Origin of the sequence: Lacihabitans sp. CCS-44 (assembly GCF_024343735.1) — a bacterium.
GTDB lineage: Bacteria > Bacteroidota > Bacteroidia > Cytophagales > Spirosomataceae > Leadbetterella.
Genome location: NZ_RJUE01000058.1, coordinates 151,718 through 177,924 on the forward strand (window position 1 = coordinate 151,718; position 26,207 = coordinate 177,924).

The window sequence follows — 26,207 nt, forward strand, 5'->3', positions numbered from 1 at the left end:
TAGATTATTAATTAATGTTCAGCCTTTTATAAAATAAAAACTATGAAATCATCAAGACGGAATTTTATCCAATCATTAGGAGTGGTTGGGGCAGGAATCGGAATCTCAACCGAAAGTTTTGCTCATTCTTCCGAACTTCCAAAAGCACAAAAGCCAAATGGCGACGACCAACAATTATTCGTTGGTGACAACATAGCCATTGCAAATACCGAGCATGGAAAAATCAGAGGATTTATACTCCGTGGCGTTCATCAATTCTTGGGAGTTCCCTACGGTGCCGATACCTCTGGCAAAAATCGATTTATGCCACCTCAAAAACCAGTGGCATGGTCTGAGATTCGGCCAGCACTTTGGTGGGGAAACTCCGCCCCGCAGATTATGGAGAAACGTTACGCCAATACTTATGCCTCTTTTGTAGATCATTGGAACTACGACGATGTTTCTGAGGATTGTCTCAAAATCAATGTCTGGACACCCGCTCTGGATAGTCAAAAAAGACCTGTTTTGGTTTGGTTGCATGGTGGAGGTTTTGTAAATGGCAACGCAATCGAGCAAGATGGCTACCATGGCGAAAACATCTCTAGGCTAGGGAATATAGTTTTTTGTTCTCTAAATCACCGATTGGGTGCTCTGGGTTACAGTCATTTGAAAGCCGCGGGTGGGCATCCTGCATCGGGGAATGTTGGAAATCTGGATATGGTTTTGGCTTTGGAATGGGTAAAAAACAATATCGCTAATTTTGGTGGGGATCCAAATAATGTAACCATTATGGGCCAGTCTGGTGGTGGAGCCAAAGTTACAACCTTAATGAATATGCCCTCGGCGAAGGGATTGTTTCATAAAGCGGTATGTTTAAGCGGCAGTTCCTTGGCAGGAGTCAATAAAGAATATGCCGAAAAGCTTGGTCAAAAGGTAATGGAAGAGGCTGGTCTTAAAAACGGCGAAATAGAAAAGTTGCAGCAGATTCCTTGGAGAGAATACATAGATATAGCTGATAGGGCAGTAGTGAAAATGGCGGATGAAGCCAAACGTTTAAATATTGCCAGAGGAGGTTTTTCTCCTGTTGCGGATGGAGATTATATGAATGGTGGGGCCTTTTTTGCAGATTCCAATCATTTTTCGGCAGATATACCCATGATTATTTGCTCCACTTTCAACGAACAAAGTCCAAGCAGAACAGATTCCAAACTGGAGAGCATAACCTTGGCCGAGGTTGTTGAGAAAATTAAGCCTCGTTTTGGCGATAAGTCGGCCGAAATTGTTGACGCTTATGCCAAGAATTTTTCTAAGGCCCGCCCAATCGAGATTTGGTCGATGATTTTGTCTAATAGAAAAAATGCTGTGGCTGCAGCAGATGCCAAGATCTCGCAAAAGAAATCTCCGGTTTATTTGGCTTGGTTCGGCTGGCAGCCGCCACTTTTTGATGGCCGCATGCGGGCGTTCCATTGCGACGACATCTGTTTTTGGTTTTATAACACGGACTTAATGCTTACCCACACTGGTGGTGGAAAACGCCCAAGAGCTTTATCAGAGAAGATGTCGAAATCGCTTCTGAATTTTATAAAAACTTCAAATCCTAATGGTGGCGGGCTACCAACTTGGAAACCATATACAACCCAGAATTGTGAAACCATGATTTTGGATGATAACTCGGTGTTGGCCAATAATCCGGACGGCGAAGCTAGAAAATCTTTGGCTTAATTATTTTATTGCCACGAATTCTAATTTTGAATTCGTGGCTATTATTAGATTTTTTATAAATGGATTTAATTAAAAAACTATCCCAATTTTCGGCAGCTACTATTTGTGAAGCACTGGGCAATACGGGTTATTTGCCTTCCGAAATAAAGCCCATCACCCAAGCTATGAAGGTCTGTGGCCCAGCCTATACGGTTAAAACCATGCCACGTGATAACGTTTTATTGCATCGTGCATATGCTTACGCAAAACCTGGTGATGTTTTGGTGGTTAATTGCTCAGGTTTTTATGAGGCTGGCTATTGGGGTGATTTGATGAGTATTGGAGCAAAAACTAAGGGTATCAATGGACTTGTGATTGATGGCTGTGTAAGGGATGCAGACGACATAGAAGCTATGAATTTTCCAGTTTTTTCGAGAGGTTTGTGTATTCGTGGCACGTCTAACCATGGTGATGGTACACTGAACGAACCTGTCATTATAGGCGATGTTTTGATAAATCCAGGTGATATTATTGTGGGTGACAGAGATGGCGTGGTGGTTGTTCCGTTTTATAGAATAGAAGAAACCATAGAAAAAGCAATAGCCCGTGAAGAAAAAGAGGAGCGTACTAGAGCCGAACTCCGCAAGGGACGGCCATCGATTGAGGTTTATGGATGGGATGAAAAATTTGGCTACTAAAATATAAGAAAGAAGTGCAAAAGTCGGTTCCATACATGCAGATCAGGGGAGGAAGCTCGAAAGGATTGTTTTTTCAAGCCAAGGATCTTCCAACCAACGAAATTGAAAGAAATGAAATAATAATCAGAATTATGGAGGGCTCATTGTTGGGCGACTCTCGGCAAATTGATGGCTTGGGTGGAGCAAATTCTCTCACCAGCAAGGTAGCGATTGTCAGCCCATCAATCCTCCCAGAAGCGGATTTGGATTATTTTTTTATTCAAGTGGTAGTAGGAAAAGGGCTGGTATCCGCCAATCAAACTTGCGGGAATATATTGGCAGGAGTGTTACCTTTTGCTTTGGAGTCGGGAATGTTTCCAGCTCAAAATGGCCTTACAAAAGCTAAGATAAATATTGTGAATACCGGTGGAATCTGTGAAGTCGAAGTTCAAACACCAAACAGAATAATAACTTATGAAGGGAGTACCAAAATGGACGGAGTTATGGGCACCGCAGCTCCCATACTTTGTAATTATTTGGATTCTGAGGGTTCTACCTGCGGTGCTTTGTTGCCAACTGGAAATGCCATAGATGTAATCGACAATATTCCATTAACATGTATTGACAACGGAATGCCACTCGTTATCATGCGTGCATCTGATTTTGATTTGGTTGGTGATGAGAGCAAAGAAGTTTTGGAAAGCAACGAAGCTTTAAAGTCAAAGATAGAAATTATCCGTCTGCAGGCTGGACTTAAAATGAATCTGGGTGATGTAAAGAATCAAACCATACCTAAAATGTGTTTGATTTCTCCGCCTAAAGCAGGCGGCGTGGTGAATTCGAGAATGTTTATTCCGCATGTAGTACACGAGGCTATCGGAGTTTTGGCGGCCGTAACATTGGCTTCGGCTTGTATTGTACCCAACTCAATATGCAGTGGAGTCGTTGTTTTTGAAAGGAACGAGAACCAATTTTCTATCGAACACCCATCGGGAGAGTTTACTGTCAATTTGGAGTATGATATAGAACGGCAGGAAATAAATATCAAAAAATCTGGTCTTATTCGCACGGCCAGGCTTTTAAGCAAAGGAGAAGCGTATTATTGAAACGAGCCTTTTTTCTCCAATTTGTTTAGAAACTCAGGCGATACTTTCCGCCGCAAAGAGTGGAATATTCGTAAGCCAATCTTCCTTTCTAAACTTACTCATGGAAGTTCTCAAGGCATTTTTATTCTCAAATTTATCTACAAAAACCTTCAGACTTTTGGCTTTGAGGTTTTCTTCTGCTTTTACTTCTAGTGGTATAACTTGATTTTCTTTTTGGAACACAAAATCTATTTCGGCGTTTCCAGCCGGTGCTGACCAATAGAAGAGTTTACTTTTTGGGAACAATTGTTGACAAACATATTGCTCGGTCAATGCTCCCTTAAATTCGGTCAGAATAGCATTTTTCTCTAGCAAAATTTGCTTTTCTAATCCTCCCATAGCATTCAAAAGCCCTATGTCTAAAAAGTAAAGTTTGAAATTATCAAATTCGGCGTAGGCATTCAGAGGTAATTCTGGTTTGCTGAGGTTGTTTATTTTCAAAATTAAACCCGCATCCACAAGCCAAGCAATTGCTAATTCAAATTCTTTGGCTCTACCGCCTTTTTTTATTTGTCCATAAATGAATTTTTTATTTTCTTTAGAAAGCTGACTTATTATTGAATTCCAAACCAATTTGATTTTTGGTACGATCTTGTTTGGTGCATATTTCGCAAAATCATTGGCATATCCTAACAGAATTTTGTCTTGAATTTCTCTTACTACTTCTAAGTTTTTATTTTGTATATATGCATAAATGGCCTCTGGCATACCACCAATGTAATAATATAAGCGTAATTGCTCTACAAGTCTATCATGAAAACTATTCAATAAGTCCCAATTCGCATTTTTAATTTCTGCTGCAAGCCTACTTTCATTATTTGATTCAAGGAACTCAGTAAATGACATAGGATATAAACTCAAGAAGTCAACTTTCCCTACTGGAAAAGAATGTTTTTTTTGCATTGAAACGCCCAATAACGAGCCTGCGGCCACTATATAGTATTCAGGAGCGTTTTCGCAGAAATATTTGAGTGCGGTTAATCCTTTGTCGGCTTCTTGTATTTCGTCAAAAATCAAAAGCGTATTTTTAGAGTCAATTTTTTGATTGGTTTCTATTTCAATCGTAGCTATTATTCTTTCAATATTATAATCTGCAATGAACAAATCTTTCAGTCTTGTGCTGCTTTCAAAGTTTAGATACACAAATTTTTCGAAGTTTTGTTCTCCAAAATTCTTCATCAGCCACGTCTTTCCTACTTGTCTTGCACCTTGAATTATCAATGGTTTTCTTACTTGAGAATTTTTCCATTCAATAAGTTTTTGGTTTAAATCTCTTTTCATGTTGATTTACAGTGTTTTAATGCTGTAAATTTAGAGATTATTTTTAATAAATACATTTATTCGTACGAAAAAGTGTAATTATTTACATTTATTCGTATGAAAAAGTGTCATAGTTTACATTTATTCGTACGAAAAAGTGTATAATTAGAAAGTGTGGTGATAAGAATCTTAAGAAATTACCTCACAAAATTTCTATTTCCAAGCTCCAATATTCCTTGAGTTCTTCTCTGATTTTTTCGATATAGGAATTCCGGACATCTAAGATTATTCCACAACGGTTTTCGTAGGTTTGTTCTTTTACAGTGAGTTCAAGTTTCCTGACCATCTGCATAATGGCATTGGTTTGATCAAAATCATAACTGATTTTTACTAGGCTATTGATGGTTTTGGTTTCTATTTCTGCTATCGAAAGAGCCTCCTTTGTTGCTTCTTTGTAAGCATTTATCAAGCCAGGTACGCCCAGAAGTGTTCCGCCAAAATATCTAATGACCACCACGAAAGTATCTGTAAGTTCGAATGAGGTGATGGTATTCAAAATCGGTTTCCCTGCTGATCCTGAGGGCTCTCCGTCGTCGTTGGCTCTGAAATTGGTTTCGTCAATGCCAATTTTGTAAGCATAGCATGCGTGCCGTGCTTTTGGGTGTTCGGCTTTTACGCTTTCTAAATAGAAACGGACATCATCTTCGGTTTGAATTGGAAATGCATAAGCAAAAAACTTGCTTCCTTTGTCTTTGAAAAGCCCTTCTGAACTAGATTTTAAGGTTTTGAATTCGTCGGTCATTTTTTAAAATTATTCTCTACTTTTATCTAGTTCTATTTTCTTTTTGGCAGCCAAATCCAGCATTTCATTTAAGGCATTCTTGTCGAAAAATTGGCCTTTTGTAAAAACTCCAAAGGTTTTGGTAACAGCCCTGATGTCTTCCAAGGGATTTTCGTCTAAAATCACTAAATCTGCCACTTTTCCAATATCGATACTTCCAGTTTTGTCAAATTTTCCCATAAACTTTGCTCCATTCATTGTTGCGGATTGAAGTATTTCCAAAGGTTTCATGCCACTTTTTTGGAACAATTCTAATTCTTCTAATAAACTTGCGGCGGGATAAACGAAGGTATTTAGGGCGGCACAATCACTGCCAGCAATAATCAACATTCCTGCTTTTTGGACATGTGGCAACTGTTTAGCTATCAATTGATAACGCTCCTTTCTTTGTTGTTTTTGTTCGGGTGTTTCATTGGCCATGCGATCTATCCGCCATTGGTAATTTGACATAAATCGCTTCGTCAGATATTTCTGGAAATCATCGTTTTTATGGTTGTTTTCGTCTAAGTATGCCAACTGTTTTCCTCCAATAAGTGTTGGGCAAATGGCCACATTTCTCTTTGCCAATTCTGTGTAGGCTTTGGTGGCTTTTTCTTGGTCAAAATTGAGCAAAAAGTCTTTTTCCGCTTGAGCTTTGGTGAGTGTTCCATCCAGAATTCCTTTTTTCGTGGTAATTTCATCATTTCCCAATCTCAATAAATAGCTGGCATGTTCTATGGCTGAGAAACCTTCATTTGCCAAATCGTTAATAGTTAGGTCATAAGGCACATGTCCTGTTACCAAATAACCTCTTTTTTTTGCTTCGATTACACTTTTTAGGAACAAATCGCCCTTCAAAGTATTCTCTGTAATTTTTACAAAATCCACTTTCAGGCTGTCCAGATAATCAAGCATTTGGGCCAATTGTGTTTCGTTTTCTATTTCCAAATCACCTTTCCAGATCGAATTTAAGCCTTCCAGTTTTCGTCCTGCAGTATAAATAGTTGGGCCCAAAAGTTTGCCTTCGTTTATTTCATCACGCCATTTCAAAACTTGTAGGCCTAAATCGCTAGCGGCATCTCTAACAGTAGTAATTCCGTGGGCGATAAAAACAGGAAACAGTGCCTTGTTGTCTTCGACCAAATCTTGCCCCTCTATGTGTATGTGCATATCCCAGAGCCCTGGTATCACATATTTACCTTTTGCATCTATTCTTTCTGTAGCCTGATTTTTTAATTTTTTGTAAATGCCTATGTTTCTAATCGTTTGGTTTTCAATCAATATAGAATTGTGTTTACTGATTTTTCCAGTTTTTACATCTATTATTTTTGCATTATAAATTAGTTTCATTTGATTTTGAGAAATCGCTTCCCGAAAAACAAATAGGGTAAGAATTACGAATAGAAATTTTAATTTTTGATGAAACATATTGCCGCTTATTTATAGATTGCGAAAGTTTAAAATTAGCAATAAAAAATGAAAACTGTCAGTGATTTGTTGGTTTTAGGAAATCCAATACTCTATGAAAGGTCAGAGGAAATCTACATTGAAGAGTTGCCGCTGGTGAAAGTTTGGGTGCAGGATTTGCATGAGGTTATGCAAGATATCAGAGCCAAATACAATTTTGGAAGGGCAATAGCCGCACCACAATTGGGTAATATGAAACGCCTCATTTATATGAATATCGACAAACCGATGGTGTTCATTAATCCAAAGATTTTGAGTAAAAGCAACGAAATGTTTGAAGTTTGGGATGATTGTATGTGTTTTCCAAATCTTTTTGTCAAGGTTTTGCGGCATAAAAGCATTGAGGTAGAATATTTGGACCAAAACTGGGAAACCCAAAAAACAGTTTTCGAGAATGACCTTTCAGAGCTTTTTCAACACGAATTTGACCATCTGGAGGGCGTTTTATGTACGATGAGGGTTATTGATAACAAGTCATTTCGTTGGAGAACATAATAGTTTTTTTGTTTAACTTTATGAAAAAAAATATAATTCAATGATAAAGAATATCTTCGAAAAAAACGTCACAGACGAAATTGTAACAAGAATAAACAACCTAAACCCATCAACACAAGCACTTTGGGGCAAAATGTCGGTAAGTCAAATGTTGGCTCATTGCTGTGTCACCTACGAGATGTTATTTGAGCCAGAGCGTTTCCCTAAACCAAATTTTATGATGAGGCTCCTTCTCAAGTTTGTGGTAAAACCAACTGTTGTAGGTGATGTGCCCTACAAGCAAAATCTTAGAACTGCTCCAGAGTTTGTCATTGTGGGAGAAAAAGAGTTTGAGACTGAAAAGAAAAGACTGATTGACTATTTGAATCAAACACAAGCATTGGGTGCTGAGTATTTTGAAGGCCGCGAGTCTCGTTCGTTCGGAAAACTGAGCAAAGAGGAATGGAACGTTATGTTTTACAAGCATTTAGATCACCATTTGGGGCAGTTTGGGGTTTGATTTCTGATGAAAAATTTGGCTAAAGGCAATCAATGCATGCATTTTCTCTCATCGGGCTAAAGCCCGATGCAATTAAGAATAGATTTCAGGGGGAATTTCAATTGGAATGGGCTTTAGCCCATTTTTCATTTGAAGATACAGTATTAGGCTTTAGCCAAATATTTCCATTGAGTAAATTTGATTGACGTTGTTGGCTGCTTACACTTGTGTAATAATTTGCAGACACTTCTACTCCAGAACCTGAATAACCTTCACAGGACAAGCCTCAGCAGCTCGTTTATTTTCGTCAACTTCGTCATAATCTAGCTCCACTTGGTAGATGCCTTTTTTGTCTTTTCCACCAAGGAGAACCGCTTTTCCGTCTTTTTTTGACATCCGCCAACGGTTGTAGGCTATTTCTACGCATGCATTGCAACCTATGCAGCGTTGGCGGTAATGAAACATCTTAGGCATCGGCAGCAACTATCTTGTATAGTTTGTCAGAAGCACGAATTTTCTCGCCAATTTGTAGCGAAATCGTATTTCCTTTTACAGCTTGTTGAACCGAATCACCAGAACCCAATCTGATTTCTTCTACTGTAGTTTCTATCAAGCCAGTCGTCGGACCTGTTACAATCAATTTATCGCCAATGTTGATGTCGTGGCTTTCCATCAAAAACTCTCCTACACCAATTTTTTCAAAGTATTTTACGCCTTTGCCAATGTATATTTTCTTGGTAGTGGCCACTGAGCCATGCACATTGCTCCATTCGCCCATTTTACGGCCCAAATAGTAGCCATCCCAGAATCCACGGTTATAAACTGAACTGAGTTTCTCTCTCCAAACCGCTATTTTCTCTTGTGTATAAGTACCTTCTTCAAAAGCATCTACAGCTTCTCTGTAACATTGTGTCGTGGTATAAACATAGTCAGCCGCACGTCCGCGTCCTTCTATTTTCAATACTTGCACGCCAGCTTCGAGTATTTTGTCCAAGAAATCTATCGTACAAAGGTCTTTTGCTGACATAATGTATTCATTGTCAATCTTTAGTTCTATGCCTTCTTCGTCGGTTACCGTATATTCCCTGCGACAGTTTTGAATACACGCTCCACGATTGGCCGAGGCATTGTGCGAGTGCAAACTCAAATAACATTTGCCCGAAACCGCCATGCAAAGTGCTCCATGGGCAAAAATTTCTATTTGTACCAAATTTCCAGAAGGACCAGTTATATTATTCTTTTTGATGGCTTTCACCATGTCGCCAACTTGTTTGAGTGTAAGTTCACGAGCCATCACGATTACGTCGGCATAGTCAGAGAAGAGTTCAACAGTCTCTAAATTGGTTACGTTGGATTGCGTAGAAATGTGCACTTCCATGCCTTTTTTGCGACAATAGTTCATCACCGCAAGGTCAGAGGCAATTACGGCCGTTATGCCCGCTTCTTTGGCTTTATCGATGATTCTCCGCATCAAAGAAATGTCGTGATCGTAGATGATGGTGTTCATCGTAATATAACTTTTTACCCCAGCTTCACCACATACTCTAGCTACTTCGGGCAGGTCGTCCACCAAAAAATTGTTGGTTTGTCGAGCACGCATGTTCAACTGCTCCACACCAAAATAAACCGAGTCAGCACCTGCTTTTATGGCGGCCATCATGGCTTCCCAAGAACCGGCCGGAGCCATCACCTCAAACTTCGTATTCTTCTGCATTTCTTTATTCATCTGTTTTGAAACAGAATTTATAAGCGATTAATTTCCAATCTAAACGATAATGCAAAATTAATGAATCATTTTTGTGTTTTATCACTTATTTTAAAGTGCGATGTATACAAAATCATGATATATGAAATTTAGAAGGGCTGAGGAAGGGGATTTAGAGAATATTTTGAGTTTGTTTAGGGCGAATGTTTTGGCAAATGAAGACTATAATGACGAACAAAAGGAAGTTTGGGCTTCATCTACTGAAAATAAGTCGATGTGGTTGAACAAGATAAAAGGCGAGTATTTTTTATTGGCTCATCAGGATACCAAATTGGTGGGTTTTAGTTCTTTAGGGCCCATGGATTATGTGGATTTGATGTTTGTTCAAAAAGATGAATTTGGGAAAGGCATTGCGAAGCAGTTGTTAGAAAACTTAGAAAATGAAGCAAAATTGAATGATTTATCTGAATTATACGCAGACGTGAGTGTGTCAGGTAGAGGTTTTTTCGAGAAAAGTGGTTATCATGTAGTTAAGACCAATAGAAACATTAGAAAGGGTATTCACTTGAAGAATTTTAGGATGAAGAAAGTTTTGTAGGCCAATCCAATGAGGTGTTTAAGGGAAGCTTTCCTAGAAATGGTTTAACATGTTTACGGTGTCATAATAAACTATAAAAAGCATGAAGATTGATTTTTTAGATTCTGTAAAGAAACAGTTCGAGTATTATAAGTTGCTTGGAGAAAAGACTTTTGACCAGATTGCCGACGACCAAATCAATTGGCAGTATAATGCGGAGTCAAATTCTATTGCCATCATTGTCAAGCATTTATCTGGAAATATGCTTTCACGGTGGACCGATTTCCTGACTACAGATGGCGAAAAAGAATGGCGAAATCGAGATGCAGAGTTTGAAGGTGAAATAAAAACCAAAATAGAATTATTTGAAGCTTGGAACAAAGGATGGAGCGGCCTTTTTGAAGCATTGGATAGCATTTCAAACGAGGATTTAGATAAAGTTATATATATTCGAAATCAAGGTCATACCGTGATGGAAGCCATCAACCGACAGTTGGCACATTATCCCTACCATGTTGGCCAGATAGTTTTTATAGGTAAAATGCTTTTGGACGAAAATTGGCAGACATTGTCTATAGCCAAAAGGGCAAGCTCAGCCTACAATGCCGAAAAATTTTCCAAAGAAAAGAACAAAGGGCATTTTACCGATGAGTATTTGGGGAAGAGGATTAAACAAAGTCCTTAGATTTTTATTTAGCTTCATCAAAAAACTCAAACACGTATTCATTTTTATACTCTACATTGTAGGATGCCAATAAGGAAAGATATTCTTCTTTGAAGCTTCTTTTAGAATGATGTTTCTCCTGATTAACAATATATTTGATAATTGTATCTTTTTCTCTATGGCCATTGGAGAAAACGCCATAGCCATTTTGCCATTCAAATTTTGTCGAACAAAAGCGGCCTGCAGTGACAAACTCATTTGAGGATTTCTTGATTTCTCTAACCAAGTCAGAAATGAGTTCTTTGCAATTGTAGTCAAAGAATAGATGAACGTGGTCATGGTAGCCATTTACGGCTAAGGAAAAATGACCTCTCTTATTTAGTGTTGCTGCCATATATGCAAAAAGCTCATTTCTCCATGATTTGTCTAAAAGTGCTTTTCTATTTTTGACAGCGAAAACGACGTGTAGGTAGACTTTTCGATAGGTATCTGCCATGTGAATTATATTAATAGTTGACCAAATTTATAAAAAATCCTGTGAAATTATAAAAAAATGGTTTTTTAATAATCTGACCCCGCTGGGGTCAAAATGCTTCTATCTTATTATGTTAGTTAGAAGATGAATAAATGTAAATGACCCCAGCGGGGTCAAATTATGTTAGTTAGAAGATGAATAAATGTAAATGACCCCAGCGGGGTCAAATTATGTTTTAAGTCGAATTGGGTTGTATATTGGATTTTAATTCATTCAGCATTTTTAGGCTAAACACCCCTGCAACAATTCGTCAAAAAAAGCCTTATCCAAGTCCTTCCCTATAAACACAATTTTGCTTTCTCTAATTTCGTCTTCTTGCCATGCTTTTCCTCCAGAAATATTTAGACTTTGACCCACAGATTGCAGAATCAATCTATGATTTACGTCTTTGGCATTGATAATTCCTTTAATTCTATATAAGCCTTTGGCTTCGAACACCAAATACCCAAAAAGTCTCATTTGAAGCTCTTTGTCGTTGAAAGGCTCGGGAAATCTAAAGGTGAAAGACTTTATTTTACCATGTTTGTGTTCGTGCGAATGAGGTTTGTTTTCGATTTCTTCTATTTTCAAATCTGCATCCCTGACTGTTTCGAAAATTTCTTTCACAGGAAAGAGCATCTCTTTTTCTTCGAAAAACTTTATGAATGGATTGATAGACAGTAGTTTGTGTTTTAGTTCTTTCAAATAAATTTCTGAAACGTTGGCGGTTTTATTTAATAAAATAATGTCGCTAAATGCCAATTGTTTTATGGCTTCTTCAGTTTCAATGAGCTGGTCTTCGATAAGTTCTACATCCACCAAACAGACTATTCTTTTTACTGGAAAATCCTTCTTGATTTCAGAATTTGAGAAAAAAGGACTAGCTACATTTGCAGGATCGGCAATGCCAGTGGTTTCTATAATGAGCTCGTCAAATTGTTCGGTTTTTTGACTGAGTTCGTTCAGAATATCATAAATGCCTTCGTTTAGAGAGCAGCAAAGACAGCCATTGCTCAATTCAAAAATCTCATTGTCGGGTTTAATGATTAGTTCGCCGTCAATACCTGCTTGACCAAATTCATTTTCAATGATAGCAAATCTGGTATCAGGTTTTTGTTCTAAAACTTGATTCAAAAAAGTCGTTTTTCCTGAACCCAAAAAGCCGGTGAGAATGGTTACAGGTTTGCTCATGCCATTGCAGGTTGTTTTCTAATGTCTTGTCTTTCACCTATTTGCTGACGCCACATGGCATAGTATAGGCCTTTTTCTTCCAGTAATTCTGTGTGTTTTCCGACTTCAATAATTTCGCCTTTTTCCAAAACATAGATTCTGTCGGCATGCATAATGGTGCTCAATCGGTGGGCAATCATCACCGTTATGTAATCACCGTTTTCAGTTACTTCTCTTACTGTGGTGGTTATTTCCTGTTCTGTTAGCGAATCGAGAGCAGAGGTGGCTTCGTCGAAAACAAATATTTTTGGGTCACGTAGCAAAGCTCTTGCGATGGAAAGACGTTGTTTCTCTCCTCCCGAGATTTTCATTCCACCTTCGCCTATTACGGTGTCAAGCCCATTTTCGGCTCTTTTCAACAGGTTATGACAAGCTGCTTTACGCATTTTATCGAGCATCAGTTCGTCGGTGGCAGTTGGATTTACAAAGAGCAAATTTTCGCGAATGGTGCCGGAAAACAACTGCGTGTCTTGGGTTACAAAGCCAATTTGATTTCTGAGTTCGTCAATATTGAGGTGGTCAGAATCTATATTGTTGTAAAAAACCTTGCCTTCATTAGGTTTATACAGTCCCACCAATAGTTTTACCAGGGTAGTTTTTCCGGACCCCGACGGCCCAACAAATGCAATAGTTTCGCCCTTTTTTACCTCAAAGTTTACATTTTCCAGGGCATGATTTTCGGCACTAGAATGTTTGAAACTTACATCAGAGAAAGTCAATTTGTTTACAATTCCAAGTGGTTTCGGATTCTCAGGATTTTTCTCAATGGGTGTGTTCAATAGCTTTTGGAAGTTGTTTAAAGAGGCTTCGGCTTCTCTATAAGCTAATATTACGTTACCTAGTTCTTGTAAAGGCCCGAAAATAAAGAATGAATAAAATTGAAGTGTAAGTAACTGTCCAACAGTAAGTTCGTTTTTGAATATCAAGAACAATAATATAAAAAGAATCACTTGTCTGAGGAGGTTTACGAACGTCCCTTGTACAAAGTTTATCGAGCGTACACCACGCACCTTCTTGAGTTCTAGTTTAAGAATCTTGAGTGTGTTTAGTTTCAAACGATTAATTTCTTGGTCTGCCAAACCGAGGCTTTTTACCAATTCTATATTTCTTAGCGATTCTGTAGTTGTCCCAGCCAGAGCTGTGGTTTCTTTTACAATGGTCTTCTGAATTTCTTTGATTTTTTTGCTCAAAATATTGGTCAAAGTGCCCAATGCAAATGCTCCAATGAAATAGACCGCCACCAAAGCTGGATTAAGATTGATGGCATAGATAATCACGAAAACTATACCTACTATCGATGTGAAGGCCACGTTGATGAAAACCGTAATGAATTTCTCTGAATCAGACCTCACTTTTTGTAAAACCGAAAGTGTTTCGCCACTTCGTTGATCCTCAAACTGCTGAAAGGGCAATTTGAGTGTATGTCTCAAGCCATCGATGAAGACGTCGGCTCCGAATTTTTGAATCACGCTGTTCATTACATAGTCTTGCAATGTCTTGGCAATTCTACTCACCATGGCCACACCGATAATAGCCAAAATTATAAACCCAGCACCCTTTAGGAATTCATTTTGGGTATATTGATCTGGATTTTTAGCGAATTTATCAATGAGTTTTCCGAAGAAAAACGGATCCATTAACGAAAAACTTTGATTTATTGCGGCTAGTAAAAATGCCAGAAATACACCTAATTTATATTTTGATAGGTACTGAAAAAGTAGTTTCATAAGAGCTTGGAGAAAATTTTCGGATTAAGAATAACTAACACATTTTGAAATATTAAAATTCCGAACATGTTAAAATGGATAATTTATGACATTTTACTAATTGCTCCCCAGTAAGTTTCCGTTGAAATTTCATATTTTATCCTCAAATAATTTAAGTTTTGCTAAAAAGATATATATTTGCTAAAAAAGTATAGATGGCCAGTATTTTCCCTCCTTGCCCCAAATGCGACTCTGATGACATCTCCAAAAACGGTGTGATCAAAGGTAAGCAACGCTACAAATGCAGAAGTTGTTTGTACAATTTTACCGTTGAAAAAATGGGTAAAAGCATCGATAGCTACTATGTGGTGAAGGCCCTTCAGCTCTACATTGAAGGGGTAAGCTACAGAGAAATTGAGCGTCTATTGGGTATTAGCCACGTATCGGTTATGAATTGGGTGAAAAAGTACCAAATAAAGGTGCCCAAGCAAAATCTTGCTACCCCGACATACAAAATATTGAACCAGAAGGAGTTAGCAGAGTTTATTTCTAGACCCCAGAATGTAGAGGGAAAAGGAATGCTCATAACTGAGCTTGGGGATAAGTTTATGGTCATTCAGTGGAACAGAATCACGTTTAACTAATCTATAGTATCCTACCAAATTGGTATATTTCTTTTCTGACCTAATACTCTACAAGTTTGGTATATTTTTAAAATAGCCAAATATAATTCTGAATTTTTCTTTAATTATAATCTAAAATCTTGCTTTCTCACTCAAATGCTGCTGTAAGTCCACTTTTGTTGTTTTCTATATCAATTTAGCTTAACTATATAGAAATTTCGATTTGAGAAATAGAACGCTAATCTTTGTCATCGAAAAGTACAACAAAACCCCAATAAATTTAAAATCTATGAAAAAATTAATTCTTTTATTTTCGGTGCTGGTCACCACGGTTATTTCCTCCTCTGGGCAAGGGTCTTCGGACTACGGTGGAGGCATTAAACTTAATGTAAATCAGGAAGGAACCAAGTATGTGCGGTTTATTACCTGGAATCAGACATGGTTTAGGGCTTCGCAGATGAATCCTGGCACTACCGTAGGTGGTGAAGCCGCTACCAAAAACTATGATGTAGGTATGCGAAGACTCAGAATGCTCGCTTATGCACAGGTAAGTAAAAGATACATGGTTTTGGCTCATTTTGGCATAAATAATCAAACTTTTCTCAATGGTGGTGCGTCTGGTTCTACAGGAACTGGCGGATATGGAGCCGGCAAAAAACCACAATTGTTTTTTCATGATTTCTGGAACGAATACGCTGTTATTCAACCAACTAAGGAAAATAAAAACTCAAGTCTAACAGTAGGTGCCGGGTTGAATTATTTCCTAGGAATTTCGAGAATGACTTATGCCTCTACTTTGAATTTCCTAACTGTGGACTCGCCTATTTTTTCTTGGGCTACCATCGAAAACTCCGATCAGTTTGCTCGTCAGATGGGCTTTTTTGCAAAAGGAAAACTAAATAAGTTGGAGTATAGATTTGCCCTGAATAAACCTTATGCTACTAACTTAGCTCCTGGCAATGCTTCCGCAGCCGACAAAGCCGTAGCTGTGGATAATAATGGCAAGAGTGCTTTTGCAAAAACAGGATACGTGGAATATCAATTTCTGGATTCAGAATCTAATTTTCTCCCTTTCAAAGTCGGAACTTACTTGGGAACAAAAAGAGTATTTAACATTGGTGCAGGATTCTACAGCCAACCAAAAGGCACCAAGAGTCAAGTAAATGGAACTGTGAGCACGCACAACATCAATTTGATGGCGGTGGATGCATTTTTGGATATGACCATAGGCAAAAAGGAGAAAAATATGGCCATCACTGCGTATTCAGGATTATTTAACTATAATTTCGGGCCTAATTACCTTAGAAATCTCGGAATAATGAATGTAGGTGTAGCTGATGCAAATTTCAAAGGTACGGACAAACTGATGGCTGGAGCTGGAAATGCCCAACCGATGATTGGAACTGGAACAATTTTCTATACCCAAGCGGGATTGCTTCTGCCTAAAACCAAAGAAAAACCTAAAATGAGGGTTCAACCTTTTGCGGCATACACCATGAAAAACTTTGAAGCATTGCCAACGTCTGTTTCAAATGTGGACCTTGGAGCCAACTGGCTTATTGATGGTCACCATGCCAAAATCACTACGCAGTATTCTTTGAGGCCTGGCATAGAGGCATCTACGGGCAACAAAAAGTCCATGGGCGAATTCATCATGCAATTACAAGTGTATTTATAATTATCAACCTTTAAATATTTTAAACTCTAAAACTTAACATTATGTCATCTACTAAGAAAAGTTCGATGTTCTCAATTATCGGGGCATCATCTGTAGGAACAATGATAGAATGGTACGATTTCTACATTTTTGGAAGTCTCGCCACTATTATTTCCACAAAATTTTTCCCTTCAGGGCCAGGAAACGAAACCCTTTCTTTTCTTTCAACATTAGCAACATTCGCAGCAGGATTTATAGTTAGACCGTTCGGAGCCTTGTTTTTTGGCCGTTTGGGTGACCTCATCGGTAGAAAATACACTTTTATGGTTACACTGCTTTTAATGGGTGGAGCCACATTCCTTATCGGTCTGATTCCGTCTTACGAAACCATTGGCATGGCCGCTCCATTGTTGGTTTTGTTGCTTAGATTATTACAAGGTCTTGCACTTGGCGGTGAATATGGTGGTGCTGCTACTTATGTGGCGGAGCACTCGCCAGACAACGAAAGAGGCTACATGACCTCATGGATTCAGATAACTGCAACGGCGGGTTTGATAATATCTTTGATTGTTATCGCTATCACCAAAGCATCACTTTCTAAAGAAGCATTTGATGATTATGGCTGGAGAATTCCTTTCCTTGCCTCAGTGTTGATGGTTGGAGTTTCTTATTTGATTCGTAGAAATATGCACGAGTCTCCACTGTTTGTCAAAGTAAAATCAGAAGGTAAAACATCTACCAATCCTTTGAAAGAATCTTTTGGAAATAAGTTGAATTTCAAGTTTGTTCTTTTGGCACTTTTAGGCGTAACAATGGGCCAAGGTGTGGTTTGGTATACCGGTCAGTTTTATGCCATGTCGTTCATTGAAAAAGTAATGAATGTGCCTAAGGAGCAAGTAGATAGCGTTTTGATCTGGGGTCTTTGTCTTGGTACGCCTTTCTTTGTGTTGTTTGGTTGGTTATCTGACAAAATCGGTCGCAAATGGATCATGATGGCTGGTATGCTGGTGGCTATTTTATCGTATCGGACCATCTATTCTAACATGTATGATAGAGTAGACATCAAACTGAAAACTGAAATTGTGGATAAAGCCACATCGGTAGCTGAAATAAAAGAAAATGCTAAAAACAAAAATGGCGGCATGGACTCAGTTTACACCGTAACCAAGGCTTTTGAAGACGGAACGGCCTATAAGGAAGTGAAAACTGTGACTTTAAACAACGGTGCGGTAGATATGAAAGACGGAAAAGCATTGGTAGATGTTAAGAAGACCGTAACTATCAACGATTCTGATAAATGGTTTTTGGTATTGATGGTCTTTGTGCAGATGCTTTTTGTAACCATGGTTTATGGTCCTGTGGCGGCATTTTTGGTAGAAATGTTCCCTGTAAAAATCAGATATACGTCGATGTCATTGCCTTATCATATCGGAAATGGTATATTCGGAGGATTATTACCAGCCATTGCTACTTTCTTGGTAACTAACGCCAGGTCTATCAACGACAAAGCCAAAGAGGCAGGCCTAGAAATCATGCCGGTTGATAAGCCCTATTTGGAAGGCCTTTGGTATCCGATAATCATCGCCGGGGTGTGTTTTGTGATAGGAACCATATATCTCGATGGAAACGATAATAAAGTAAACGATTAATATTTTTTTGAATCAAAAAACATTAAAAACATGGATATTTTAAAGAAAATTTTAGGTATAGTTTGGATAGCTTTGGGAGCATTTGCAGTGTATTATCTGATTGTAAATCAGGCAGTAACACTCTGGAACAAAGGCGGAGAAAACGTGATACCAGCCGTGATTTATACGGTTGTACTTTGCCCGATGATAGCCGGAGCTTTGGGTTATTTTGGCATCTATTGTTTGCAAGGTGAATACAATAAAAAAGACTAAGAATAAAAAAGAGAATGGGGTGTTTTAGGCATCCTTTTTCTCTTAAAAAATATAATTCTTTTTGAAAGTTTGATTTTGAAATTAAAATTGAAAATTTCAGAACGTGTTAGGGTTAAATATAGCAATATATGCCAATTGAGAGTGAAATCCATTGGCATATATTCTTAAAAAAACCATGAAAATATAATACCAAATGGGAAACAAGACGAAGGAACAAAAGCTATTTTTACTTTTTATACTGTTATTAGTTTTATTGAATTTTCCGATCATTTCGATTATTCAAAATGACCAATATATTGTCGGTTTTCCTTTGAAAATAGTAATAGTTTTTATTATTTGGTTTGTAATAATAATGTTAGCGGCGTTTTTCGTGAACCGAAAAAAATGAATGGATTTTTAATCTCTGTAGTTTCTATTCTCTACTTAGGTTTCTTATTTTACTTGGCTTTTGTGGCCGAACGTTTCAAAAGTAAAAAAAAGAGCCTAATTGACAATCCCTATGTCTATGCACTATCACTTTCGGTCTATTGCACGGCGTGGACATTTTATGGAAGTGTTGGTAGAGTTAAGCAAACGGGGCTCGAATTTCTTTCGGTTTATATAGGTCCTACCTTGGTCATGTTGCTAGGTTGGAGTATTCTCAGAAAAATCATCAGAATATCTCACGTACACAGCATTACAAGTGTAGCTGACTTCATTTCTGCCAGATATGGCAAATATCGTTCTTTAGGAGTTTGGGTTACTATTATTTCGCTCTTGGCGGGTGTTCCATACATTGGATTACAAATCAAGGCCATTTCTAAAAGTTTCGAGACCCTCTCTGGTGTAACTGCAGGTCATTATTTCTATCAAGAGCCGGCATTCTATATTTCTATGCTTTTGGTGGTTTTTACCATACTCTTTGGTACTAGGAAAGTCCAAGCCAACGAAACCCACGAAGGTATGATATTCGCCATAGCTGCTGAGAGTATTTTCAAGCTTTTAGCATTTTTGGCAGTAGGTATTTTTGTGACCTTTTGGATGAATGATGGCTTTGCAGATGTTTTTGAGAAACATTATTATCAAAAAGAAATCCAAAAAGCTTTCGATTTTGAGAAACAACCGGGTTATGGCAACTGGTTCATGCATATTCTGGTTTCGGCTTTTTCATTTATGTTTTTGCCAAGACAATTTCAGGTGGCAGTGGTCGAAAATCAAAACGAGAACAACCTCAAGCAGGCCATTTGGTTACTGCCGCTTTATATGTTTTTGATCGATATTTTTGTAATACCAATTGCACTAACAGGTAGTTCAGTTTTTGCAGGTAATCCCAGTATTTTAGCTGACAATTACGTGATTGAGCTGCCTCTGAGTGTGTCGGCCAATATCATTGCACTCATTGCCTATATCGGTGGTTTTTCTGCTGCAACAGGCATGATTATCGTAGAAACTATTGCCATTAGTACCATGCTGACCAACAGTTTGGTGTTGCCAAGTCTCTTGGAAAACAAAAGATTTAAAGAAAAATACACTTTCCGTATCATCAATTTTGCGGTTTGGATTCGTAGGGGAGCTATTATTTTGACAGTTCTTCTTGGCTTTTTTTATTACAAAACCGTAGCCAGTTATTTCTCATTGGTATCCATTGGTTTGATTGCCTTTGTGGCTATTGGACAGTTTGGGCCTATTATCTTGGGGGGAATTTTCTGGAAAGGAGCAACAAAAACTGGAGCATTGGTAGGACTAATATCGGGTTTCGCTATTTGGTTGTTTTCGCTCATATTACCATCCTTGCTAACCGATTCGACCGGTCAATATGTCAATACAATTGTGGCAGGTTTCTTTGAGTTTTTTGCCCATTTCAAAATCCAAGGATTCGATGATATTTCGAACACCACTTTTTGGAGTTTATCGGTCAATTCTTTGATGTATTTTGTGGTTTCTATGTGTACTGAAGTTACGCCATCAGAGGCCAAACAAGCACTGCTTTTTGTCGATGTTTTTAAATATTCCACCAAAGAAGGTCAATCGGTTTTGTGGAAAGGTAAGGCCAGAAATGAGCATTTGATTGAGCTTTTGGTGAGTTTTATAGGCAGTATGCAGGCCAAAGAAGAACTGGAGGATTTCGCTCGAAAAAACAATATAGATTTGAAAGACGTCACTGCCGATCCTAAGTTGGTGAGTTATGTGGAAAATACCATCAGCAGCATTATCGGAACGTCCACCGCACGCATGTTGGTGGCTTCCATTACCAAAGAAGAAGTGGTAAGCATCGATGAGATTTTGGAGGTGTTAAAACGCTCACAAAAAATTGTGGAGGACAACCATGAACTTAAAAATAAGACACAACAGCTTGAGAAACTCTCAAAAGAACTTAAAAGTACCAATGAGAAATTACAAAAATCGGATATCATCAAAAATGAATTTCTGACCACAGTAACACATGAAATAAGAACACCCCTAACTTCTATAAAAGCACTTTCAGAGATAATTTACGACAACGAAGATTTAGAATTTGACCAAAAAAAGATTTTTCTAAACACCATCATCGACGAAACAGATAGGCTGAGTCGTTTGGTAAATCAGGTTTTGGATTTAGAAAAATACGAGTCCGGAAAACACAAATTGATTAAGAAAAATATAGACATTCCGAACCTAATAGACAATGTTTTTTTGAGGATGGAGGAGTTGGCCAAGGAGCGAAATGTAAAACTCAAAAGCTTTATTCACAAAGAAATAACGGGTTTCAAAGCGGATGAAGACAAACTGATTCAGTTGCTTATAAATTTAGTTTCCAACGCCATAAAGTTCTCAAGAACTGAAAACGGTTGGGTTTTATTGAGTGTAGATACCAGCAAAAAGAAAGTCATTTTTACGGTGGAAGACAATGGAGTGGGTATTCCACAGGAAATGCAAGGAAGGATATTTGAAAAATTTTATCAAGCCGACAATCAGGGTTCTATAAAAGAGAAAGGCAGTGGTTTAGGCCTTTCTATAACAAAAAAAATAGTTGAAATTCACAAAGGAAACGTGTTCTTGGAGAGTATGCCAGACAAAGGCACCAAAGTAATGGTAAGTTTCCCAAATTAAAAAACATAGGTTATGATACGAAGAAATGAATTGAAAGTATTGATTGCAGACGACGAACCCAGCATCTTGATGTCTTTGGAGTTTCTTTTCAAAAAAGAAGGCTACAAAGTTCTGATTGCAAGAGACGGTCAGGAAGCCATAAATATGTTTGATTTGGAGCAACCAGCCATTATGATTTTGGACATTATGATGCCCAATGTGGACGGTTACAAAGTTTGTTCTTATGTCAAAACAAATTTCAAAGTTAAAGCACCCAAAGTGGTTTTCTTAAGTGCCAAAAACAAAGAAACTGAAATAGAACATGGCTATGAATTGGGTGCAGATTTATATATTCCCAAGCCATTTTCGACCCGAGAATTAATAAAAAAAGTAAATCTGATTGCAACAGACATGTTGTAAAAAATATAAAAAATGGAGTACAATCATTTTTATCAACAAAGTATACTACAAAGAGGCAAGTTTTGGGGCAGAAAAGCTGCGAGAATCACATGGTACAAAGCCCCGAAAACGGTTCTAACATTGGACAAGCACGGCTACTATAAATGGTTTCCCGATGGAGAACTGAATACGTGTTATTTGGCTGTTGATAAACATGTTAAAGATGGTAAGGGTGGCGATGTAGCCATGATTTATGACTCACCAGTAACCAATATCAAGCGAAAATATACATACGACGAAGTCAAACTTAGAGTTTCTAAAATTGCGGGAGCTTTACGTGATAAAGGTGTAGAAAAAGGCGATACGGTCATCATTTATATGCCCATGGTGCCTGATGCGGCCTTTTCTATGTTGGCTTGTGCCCGTTTGGGTGCCGTTCACTCAGTGGTTTTTGGTGGATTTGCTCCGCACGAACTGGCCATCAGAATAGATGATGCCAAGCCAAAAGTTATTATTTCAGCCAGTTGCGGTATTGAATTTGACAAAATAATTCCTTATAAACCACTATTAGAAAAAGCCATACAAGAAGCTGAATATCAGCCGAGTGCTTGTCTTATTTTGCAGAGAGAAATGCACATTTGTTCGCTTCAAGAAGGATTTGATTTTGACTTTGATGAAGTTGTCAAAGCAGCTGAACCAGCAGATTGTGTTAAAGTGAAAGCAACTGATCCATTGTACATTTTATACACTTCAGGAACTACAGGTAAGCCCAAAGGCATAGTAAGAGACAATGGTGGACATGCAGTAGCCATGCAATTTTCTATGGATTATGTCTACAATGCCAAAAAAGGTGATGTATTTTGGGCTGCTTCTGATGTGGGTTGGGTTGTGGGGCATTCATACATTGTTTATGCCCCGCTGATAGCTGGTTGTACAACCGTTTTTTTTGAGGGAAAGCCAGTCAGAACTCCCGACCCGGGTACGTTTTGGAGAATGATTGAAGAGTATAAAGTCAATATATTTTTCACTGCTCCAACGGCTTTCAGAGCCATCAGAAAAGAAGATCCTGAGTCAGAATACTTGAAAAAATACGATTTGTCGAGTCTGAGAACTATTTTTGTGGCTGGTGAAAGGTGTGATCCATCTACGCTAAAATGGCTTCAAGAAATTACCCAAAAACCCATCATCGACCATTGGTGGCAGACCGAAACTGGTTGGGCGATAGTAGCCAACATGATGGGTGTAGAACAGTTTCCAGTAAAAGAGGGCTCAGCTACGAAACCCGTTTGTGGTTACGAAGTGCAGATTCTTGATGAAACTGGAGAAGTGCTAGGGCCCAATCAGGAGGGTTTTGTGTGTATAAAAGAGCCGCTTCCTCCAGGTTGTTTACCTACACTTTGGAACGACGACGAGCGTTTTCAGGAATCGTATATGGAGAAGTTTCCAGGATATTACTTAACTGGCGACGGTGGATATATTGACCCAGACGGCTATGTTTTCATCATGGGAAGGATTGACGATGTCATCAACGTAGCAGGTCACAGACTTTCCACTGGGGAAATGGAAGAGATAGTGAGCAGCCATTCTGCTGTGGCCGAATGTGCCGTGATAGGTATCGAGGACGAACTTACAGGTCAAAAACCTTTGGGGTTGGTGGTTTTGAAAGATACTTCAACCATCTCAGGTGAAGAAGTTCAAAAGGATTTGGTTGCTTTAGTGAGGGCACAAGTAGGAGCCGTTGCGGCTTTCAGAACCGTGGTGATTGTCAAGAGATTACCTAAAACTCGTTCAGGCAAAATCTTAAGAAAAACCATGCGTATGATAGCGGATGATAAGGTATTTACGGTGCCGTCAACGATAGACGATCCAGCCATTTTGGAAGAAATAAAAGTGATTTTACAATATAACAACATAGGTTTAGTTTCGAAAAAACAATTTTAAATAAAAATACATCAATGAGAATTAGAAGTTTTGAGGATTACGAGAAAGCTTACAAAGAAAGCGTAGAAGATCCCGAGAGTTTTTGGGGTGAAGTAGCCCAAGAATTTGTGTGGAAGAAGCCATGGAAAAAAGTTTTAGAGTGGGATTTTAATAATTACGATGTCAAGTGGTTTAAAGGTGGCAAGATGAACATTACCGAGAACTGTCTCGATCGCCATGCCCACAATAAGCCCAATCATCCAGCCATTATTTGGGAACCAAACGATCCTGCCGAGGAGTCTATTACACTGACTTACAAAGTCTTATTTGATAGAGTTTGTAGCTTCGCCAATGTTTTGAAAAAGAATGGTGTAGTCAAAGGGGATATTGTTTGTATCTATATGCCGATGATACCTGAGTTGACCATTGCGGTTTTGGCTTGTGCCAGAATCGGAGCCATTCACTCGGTAGTTTTTGGTGGATTTTCGGCCCAATCTATCGCTGACCGTATCAACGACAGCCAGTGTAAAATGGTCATCACCACCGATGGAGCAGTTCGTGGAGCCAAACACGTACCAATGAAAGATACGGTTGACGATGCCTTAATTGGCTGTCCGTCAGTGAAAAAGGTAATTGTCGCTACACATACCCGTACGCCAGTTTCGATGATTAAAGGCCGTGACGCTTGGTGGGAACACGAGGTGAAACTTGTAAGTGCCGACTGCCCAGCCGAAGAAATGGACTCAGAAGATCCATTGTTCATTCTCTATACTTCGGGTTCTACAGGCAAGCCAAAAGGTGTGGTGCATACTTGTGGAGGATACATGATTTACAGCACCTACACTTTCCAGAATGTATTCCAATACGATCCGGGTGACGTGTTTTTCTGCACAGCAGACGTAGGTTGGATTACCGGTCACTCTTATATCATTTATGGCCCATTGGCTTCAGGAGCACAGTCTTTGATGTTTGAAGGTGTACCGACTTACCCTGACGCTGGCCGTTTCTGGGATATTATCGACAAACACAAAGTGAATATTTTCTATACTGCACCTACGGCCATCCGATCTTTGATGGGCTTTGGCGAGGAGTATTTCAAAGACAAAGACTTGAGTTCACTGAAAGTGCTGGGTTCGGTAGGAGAGCCTATCAACGAAGAGGCATGGCATTGGTACAACGACAATATTGGTAAAGGCAAATGCCCAATTGTGGACACTTGGTGGCAGACAGAAACAGGCGGTATTATGATTTCGCCTCTGGCAGGAATCACCAAAACCAAACCTTCCTTTGCGACATTGCCGCTACCAGGTATTCAGCCGATGTTGGTAGATGAGCATGGTGTGGAGATTGAAGGGAATGGCGTAAACGGTAACTTGGTAATCAAATTCCCTTGGCCATCTATTATACGCACCACTTGGGGCGACCATGAACGTTGCAAAACGACTTATTTCTCTACGTATCCGGGCTTGTATTTTACGGGTGACGGCTGTCAAAGAGATGAAGATGGGTATTACAAAATTACTGGCAGGGTAGACGACGTGATAAACGTTTCGGGCCACAGAATAGGTACGGCTGAGGTAGAAAATGCTCTTAATATGCACACAGGAGTGGTAGAATCTGCAGTGGTGGGGTATCCTCACGATATCAAAGGACAAGGAATTTATGCCTATATTATCTGTGAGGAAATGCCAACAGACCCAGAAATGACCAAAAGAGATATCCTGATGACCGTTACACGTGTAATCGGACCCATAGCCAAGCCAGACAAAATATTGTTTGTGTCAGGACTACCAAAAACCCGTTCAGGCAAAATCATGAGGCGTATTCTCAGAAAAATAGCCGAAGGCGACGTAAAAAACCTTGGAGATATTTCAACTTTACTCGACCCAACGGTTGTCGAGGAAATCGTAAAAGGAGCTGGGTATTAAGCTAAAAACAATGTTAAAGTTTTTATAAAAATCGGAGTCCTTTTGGGCTTCGATTTTTTTTATTTTTTGGCGGAATTTAACTATAATTCCTAAAGTATTGAATGCAAGTAGGTTATATGGGGTTTTTGTTTTATTGCATAGGCAAATTGGTGGTCAAACCATTTTAGCTATAAAAGATATTTCTCTGATAGTTTTGGAAAAACAAGTATTTGTTTGCCGAGTAAAACTCGAATGCTACCACGACGATGATAGAACCATTGTAGAACAGGGTCAATGGAATTATGATTAGTAAAAAAACATTTGTAATCGATAT

At 38.7% G+C, this 26,207-nt stretch carries 24 protein-coding genes; 16 read left to right on the top strand and 8 right to left on the bottom strand.

Going from position 1 to position 26,207, the window contains the following annotated elements:
* Window positions 1–42: 42 nt before the first annotated feature.
* The 3 genes from EGI26_RS13160 to EGI26_RS13170 are packed head-to-tail and all read left to right on the top strand — an operon-like array spanning window position 43 to window position 3,463.
* Window positions 43–1,701, top strand: a complete 1,659-nt coding sequence (locus EGI26_RS13160; protein ID WP_255078950.1) for a carboxylesterase/lipase family protein — start codon at window positions 43–45, stop codon at window positions 1,699–1,701.
* A 59-nt stretch (window positions 1,702–1,760) separates the two neighbouring features.
* Window positions 1,761–2,378 carry a 4-carboxy-4-hydroxy-2-oxoadipate aldolase/oxaloacetate decarboxylase gene (locus EGI26_RS13165; RefSeq protein WP_255078951.1) on the top strand — a complete coding sequence of 206 codons (618 nt, stop codon included), beginning with the start codon at window positions 1,761–1,763 and terminating at the stop codon, window positions 2,376–2,378.
* A gap of 14 nt (window positions 2,379–2,392) precedes the next feature.
* Window positions 2,393–3,463, top strand: a complete 1,071-nt coding sequence (locus tag EGI26_RS13170; RefSeq protein ID WP_255078953.1) for a 4-oxalomesaconate tautomerase — start codon at window positions 2,393–2,395, stop codon at window positions 3,461–3,463.
* A 33-nt stretch (window positions 3,464–3,496) separates the two neighbouring features.
* On the opposite strand, the gene EGI26_RS13175 is transcribed toward EGI26_RS13170, so the two are convergent.
* The 3 genes from EGI26_RS13175 to EGI26_RS13185 all read right to left on the bottom strand — a co-directional run bounded on the left by EGI26_RS13175 (window position 3,497) and on the right by EGI26_RS13185 (window position 6,932).
* Entirely contained in the window at window positions 3,497–4,783 is a 1,287-nt protein-coding gene (locus tag EGI26_RS13175) for an ATP-binding protein (RefSeq protein ID WP_255078954.1), read from the bottom strand.
* 181 nt (window positions 4,784–4,964) lie between these two features.
* Entirely contained in the window at window positions 4,965–5,564 is a 600-nt protein-coding gene (locus EGI26_RS13180) for a YigZ family protein (RefSeq protein ID WP_255078955.1), read from the bottom strand.
* Between the two features lie 9 nt (window positions 5,565–5,573).
* Complete coding sequence (locus EGI26_RS13185; protein WP_255078956.1) at window positions 5,574–6,932, bottom strand: amidohydrolase family protein; 1,359 nt, start codon at window positions 6,930–6,932, stop codon at window positions 5,574–5,576.
* Between the two features lie 126 nt (window positions 6,933–7,058).
* On the opposite strand from EGI26_RS13185, the gene EGI26_RS13190 reads away from it, so the two are divergent.
* Together EGI26_RS13190 and EGI26_RS13195 are read left to right on the top strand one after the other, a co-directional pair.
* Entirely contained in the window at window positions 7,059–7,544 is a 486-nt protein-coding gene (locus EGI26_RS13190; protein WP_255078957.1) for a peptide deformylase, read from the top strand.
* Between the two features lie 40 nt (window positions 7,545–7,584).
* Window positions 7,585–8,043, top strand: a complete 459-nt coding sequence (locus EGI26_RS13195) for a DUF1569 domain-containing protein (RefSeq protein ID WP_255078958.1) — start codon at window positions 7,585–7,587, stop codon at window positions 8,041–8,043.
* 228 nt (window positions 8,044–8,271) lie between these two features.
* Here the strand turns inward: EGI26_RS13195 and EGI26_RS13200 are convergent, their stop codons facing one another.
* Window positions 8,272–8,496: a ferredoxin gene (locus EGI26_RS13200; protein WP_255038678.1), complete on the bottom strand. Its 225-nt coding sequence runs from the start codon at window positions 8,494–8,496 to the stop codon at window positions 8,272–8,274.
* On the bottom strand, window positions 8,489–9,748 hold the full coding sequence (locus EGI26_RS13205; RefSeq protein ID WP_255078959.1) for a peptidase U32 family protein: 1,260 nt from the start codon (window positions 9,746–9,748) through the stop codon (window positions 8,489–8,491). The genes EGI26_RS13200 and EGI26_RS13205 overlap by 8 nt, the downstream gene beginning before the upstream one ends.
* A gap of 121 nt (window positions 9,749–9,869) precedes the next feature.
* Here EGI26_RS13205 and EGI26_RS13210 point away from each other — a divergent pair, with 121 nt between their 5' ends.
* Window positions 9,870–10,325: a GNAT family N-acetyltransferase gene (locus EGI26_RS13210; RefSeq protein ID WP_255078960.1), complete on the top strand. Its 456-nt coding sequence runs from the start codon at window positions 9,870–9,872 to the stop codon at window positions 10,323–10,325.
* 82 nt (window positions 10,326–10,407) lie between these two features.
* A complete protein-coding gene (locus EGI26_RS13215) occupies window positions 10,408–10,989 on the top strand; it encodes a DUF1572 domain-containing protein (RefSeq protein WP_255078961.1) in 582 nt (193 codons plus the stop codon).
* 4 nt (window positions 10,990–10,993) lie between these two features.
* Here the strand turns inward: EGI26_RS13215 and tnpA are convergent, their stop codons facing one another.
* The 3 genes from tnpA to EGI26_RS13230 form a co-directional block, all read right to left on the bottom strand.
* A complete protein-coding gene (tnpA, locus tag EGI26_RS13220; RefSeq protein WP_255078963.1) occupies window positions 10,994–11,464 on the bottom strand; it encodes an IS200/IS605 family transposase in 471 nt (156 codons plus the stop codon).
* A gap of 261 nt (window positions 11,465–11,725) precedes the next feature.
* Window positions 11,726–12,673: a GTP-binding protein gene (locus EGI26_RS13225; RefSeq protein WP_255078965.1), complete on the bottom strand. Its 948-nt coding sequence runs from the start codon at window positions 12,671–12,673 to the stop codon at window positions 11,726–11,728.
* Window positions 12,670–14,439: an ABC transporter ATP-binding protein gene (locus EGI26_RS13230; protein ID WP_255078967.1), complete on the bottom strand. Its 1,770-nt coding sequence runs from the start codon at window positions 14,437–14,439 to the stop codon at window positions 12,670–12,672. Before EGI26_RS13230 ends, EGI26_RS13225 begins: the two co-directional genes overlap by 4 nt.
* Window positions 14,440–14,633: 194 nt before the next feature.
* Between EGI26_RS13230 and EGI26_RS13235 the strand changes: the two genes are divergently transcribed.
* From EGI26_RS13235 to EGI26_RS13275, 9 genes are all read left to right on the top strand, one after another.
* A complete protein-coding gene (locus EGI26_RS13235; RefSeq protein ID WP_255078969.1) occupies window positions 14,634–15,062 on the top strand; it encodes an IS1 family transposase in 429 nt (142 codons plus the stop codon).
* A gap of 268 nt (window positions 15,063–15,330) precedes the next feature.
* Window positions 15,331–16,719, top strand: a complete 1,389-nt coding sequence (locus tag EGI26_RS13240; RefSeq protein WP_255078970.1) for a porin — start codon at window positions 15,331–15,333, stop codon at window positions 16,717–16,719.
* A 41-nt stretch (window positions 16,720–16,760) separates the two neighbouring features.
* Complete coding sequence (locus EGI26_RS13245) at window positions 16,761–18,347, top strand: MFS transporter (protein ID WP_255078972.1); 1,587 nt, start codon at window positions 16,761–16,763, stop codon at window positions 18,345–18,347.
* A 30-nt stretch (window positions 18,348–18,377) separates the two neighbouring features.
* On the top strand, window positions 18,378–18,599 hold the full coding sequence (locus tag EGI26_RS13250) for a DUF6814 family protein (RefSeq protein WP_255078973.1): 222 nt from the start codon (window positions 18,378–18,380) through the stop codon (window positions 18,597–18,599).
* Window positions 18,600–18,983: 384 nt separating this feature from the next.
* Window positions 18,984–21,668, top strand: a complete 2,685-nt coding sequence (locus EGI26_RS13255) for a sensor histidine kinase (protein ID WP_255078975.1) — start codon at window positions 18,984–18,986, stop codon at window positions 21,666–21,668.
* 12 nt (window positions 21,669–21,680) lie between these two features.
* The gene (locus EGI26_RS13260; protein ID WP_255078976.1) at window positions 21,681–22,067 is read left to right on the top strand and encodes a response regulator transcription factor; all 387 of its coding nucleotides are present in this window, start codon (window positions 21,681–21,683) and stop codon (window positions 22,065–22,067) included.
* Window positions 22,068–22,079: 12 nt separating this feature from the next.
* On the top strand, window positions 22,080–23,987 hold the full coding sequence (locus EGI26_RS13265; RefSeq protein WP_255078977.1) for a propionyl-CoA synthetase: 1,908 nt from the start codon (window positions 22,080–22,082) through the stop codon (window positions 23,985–23,987).
* A 14-nt stretch (window positions 23,988–24,001) separates the two neighbouring features.
* Window positions 24,002–25,894 carry an acetate--CoA ligase gene (gene acs / locus EGI26_RS13270; protein ID WP_255078978.1) on the top strand — a complete coding sequence of 631 codons (1,893 nt, stop codon included), beginning with the start codon at window positions 24,002–24,004 and terminating at the stop codon, window positions 25,892–25,894.
* Window positions 25,895–25,991: 97 nt separating this feature from the next.
* Complete coding sequence (locus EGI26_RS13275) at window positions 25,992–26,183, top strand: hypothetical protein (protein WP_255078980.1); 192 nt, start codon at window positions 25,992–25,994, stop codon at window positions 26,181–26,183.
* Window positions 26,184–26,207 lie beyond the last annotated feature (24 nt).

What these genes read in the sequence shown, in the direction of transcription:
- EGI26_RS13210 (WP_255078960.1), top strand. Translation starts at nt 9,870, where the DNA reads ATGAAATTTAGAAGGGCTGAGGAAGGGGATTTAGAGAATATTTTGAGT.
- EGI26_RS13215 (WP_255078961.1), top strand. Translation starts at nt 10,408, where the DNA reads ATGAAGATTGATTTTTTAGATTCTGTAAAGAAACAGTTCGAGTATTAT.
- acs (WP_255078978.1), top strand. Translation starts at nt 24,002, where the DNA reads ATGAGAATTAGAAGTTTTGAGGATTACGAGAAAGCTTACAAAGAAAGC.
- EGI26_RS13190 (WP_255078957.1), top strand. Translation starts at nt 7,059, where the DNA reads ATGAAAACTGTCAGTGATTTGTTGGTTTTAGGAAATCCAATACTCTAT.
- EGI26_RS13230 (WP_255078967.1), bottom strand. Translation starts at nt 14,439, where the DNA reads ATGAAACTACTTTTTCAGTACCTATCAAAATATAAATTAGGTGTATTT.
- EGI26_RS13265 (WP_255078977.1), top strand. Translation starts at nt 22,080, where the DNA reads ATGGAGTACAATCATTTTTATCAACAAAGTATACTACAAAGAGGCAAG.
- EGI26_RS13185 (WP_255078956.1), bottom strand. Translation starts at nt 6,932, where the DNA reads ATGAAACTAATTTATAATGCAAAAATAATAGATGTAAAAACTGGAAAA.
- EGI26_RS13240 (WP_255078970.1), top strand. Translation starts at nt 15,331, where the DNA reads ATGAAAAAATTAATTCTTTTATTTTCGGTGCTGGTCACCACGGTTATT.
- EGI26_RS13205 (WP_255078959.1), bottom strand. Translation starts at nt 9,748, where the DNA reads ATGAATAAAGAAATGCAGAAGAATACGAAGTTTGAGGTGATGGCTCCG.
- EGI26_RS13225 (WP_255078965.1), bottom strand. Translation starts at nt 12,673, where the DNA reads ATGAGCAAACCTGTAACCATTCTCACCGGCTTTTTGGGTTCAGGAAAA.
- EGI26_RS13245 (WP_255078972.1), top strand. Translation starts at nt 16,761, where the DNA reads ATGTCATCTACTAAGAAAAGTTCGATGTTCTCAATTATCGGGGCATCA.
- tnpA (WP_255078963.1), bottom strand. Translation starts at nt 11,464, where the DNA reads ATGGCAGATACCTATCGAAAAGTCTACCTACACGTCGTTTTCGCTGTC.
- EGI26_RS13180 (WP_255078955.1), bottom strand. Translation starts at nt 5,564, where the DNA reads ATGACCGACGAATTCAAAACCTTAAAATCTAGTTCAGAAGGGCTTTTC.
- EGI26_RS13250 (WP_255078973.1), top strand. Translation starts at nt 18,378, where the DNA reads ATGGATATTTTAAAGAAAATTTTAGGTATAGTTTGGATAGCTTTGGGA.
- EGI26_RS13255 (WP_255078975.1), top strand. Translation starts at nt 18,984, where the DNA reads ATGAATGGATTTTTAATCTCTGTAGTTTCTATTCTCTACTTAGGTTTC.
- EGI26_RS13235 (WP_255078969.1), top strand. Translation starts at nt 14,634, where the DNA reads ATGGCCAGTATTTTCCCTCCTTGCCCCAAATGCGACTCTGATGACATC.
- EGI26_RS13175 (WP_255078954.1), bottom strand. Translation starts at nt 4,783, where the DNA reads ATGAAAAGAGATTTAAACCAAAAACTTATTGAATGGAAAAATTCTCAA.
- EGI26_RS13165 (WP_255078951.1), top strand. Translation starts at nt 1,761, where the DNA reads ATGGATTTAATTAAAAAACTATCCCAATTTTCGGCAGCTACTATTTGT.
- EGI26_RS13200 (WP_255038678.1), bottom strand. Translation starts at nt 8,496, where the DNA reads ATGCCTAAGATGTTTCATTACCGCCAACGCTGCATAGGTTGCAATGCA.
- EGI26_RS13260 (WP_255078976.1), top strand. Translation starts at nt 21,681, where the DNA reads ATGATACGAAGAAATGAATTGAAAGTATTGATTGCAGACGACGAACCC.
- EGI26_RS13160 (WP_255078950.1), top strand. Translation starts at nt 43, where the DNA reads ATGAAATCATCAAGACGGAATTTTATCCAATCATTAGGAGTGGTTGGG.
- EGI26_RS13195 (WP_255078958.1), top strand. Translation starts at nt 7,585, where the DNA reads ATGATAAAGAATATCTTCGAAAAAAACGTCACAGACGAAATTGTAACA.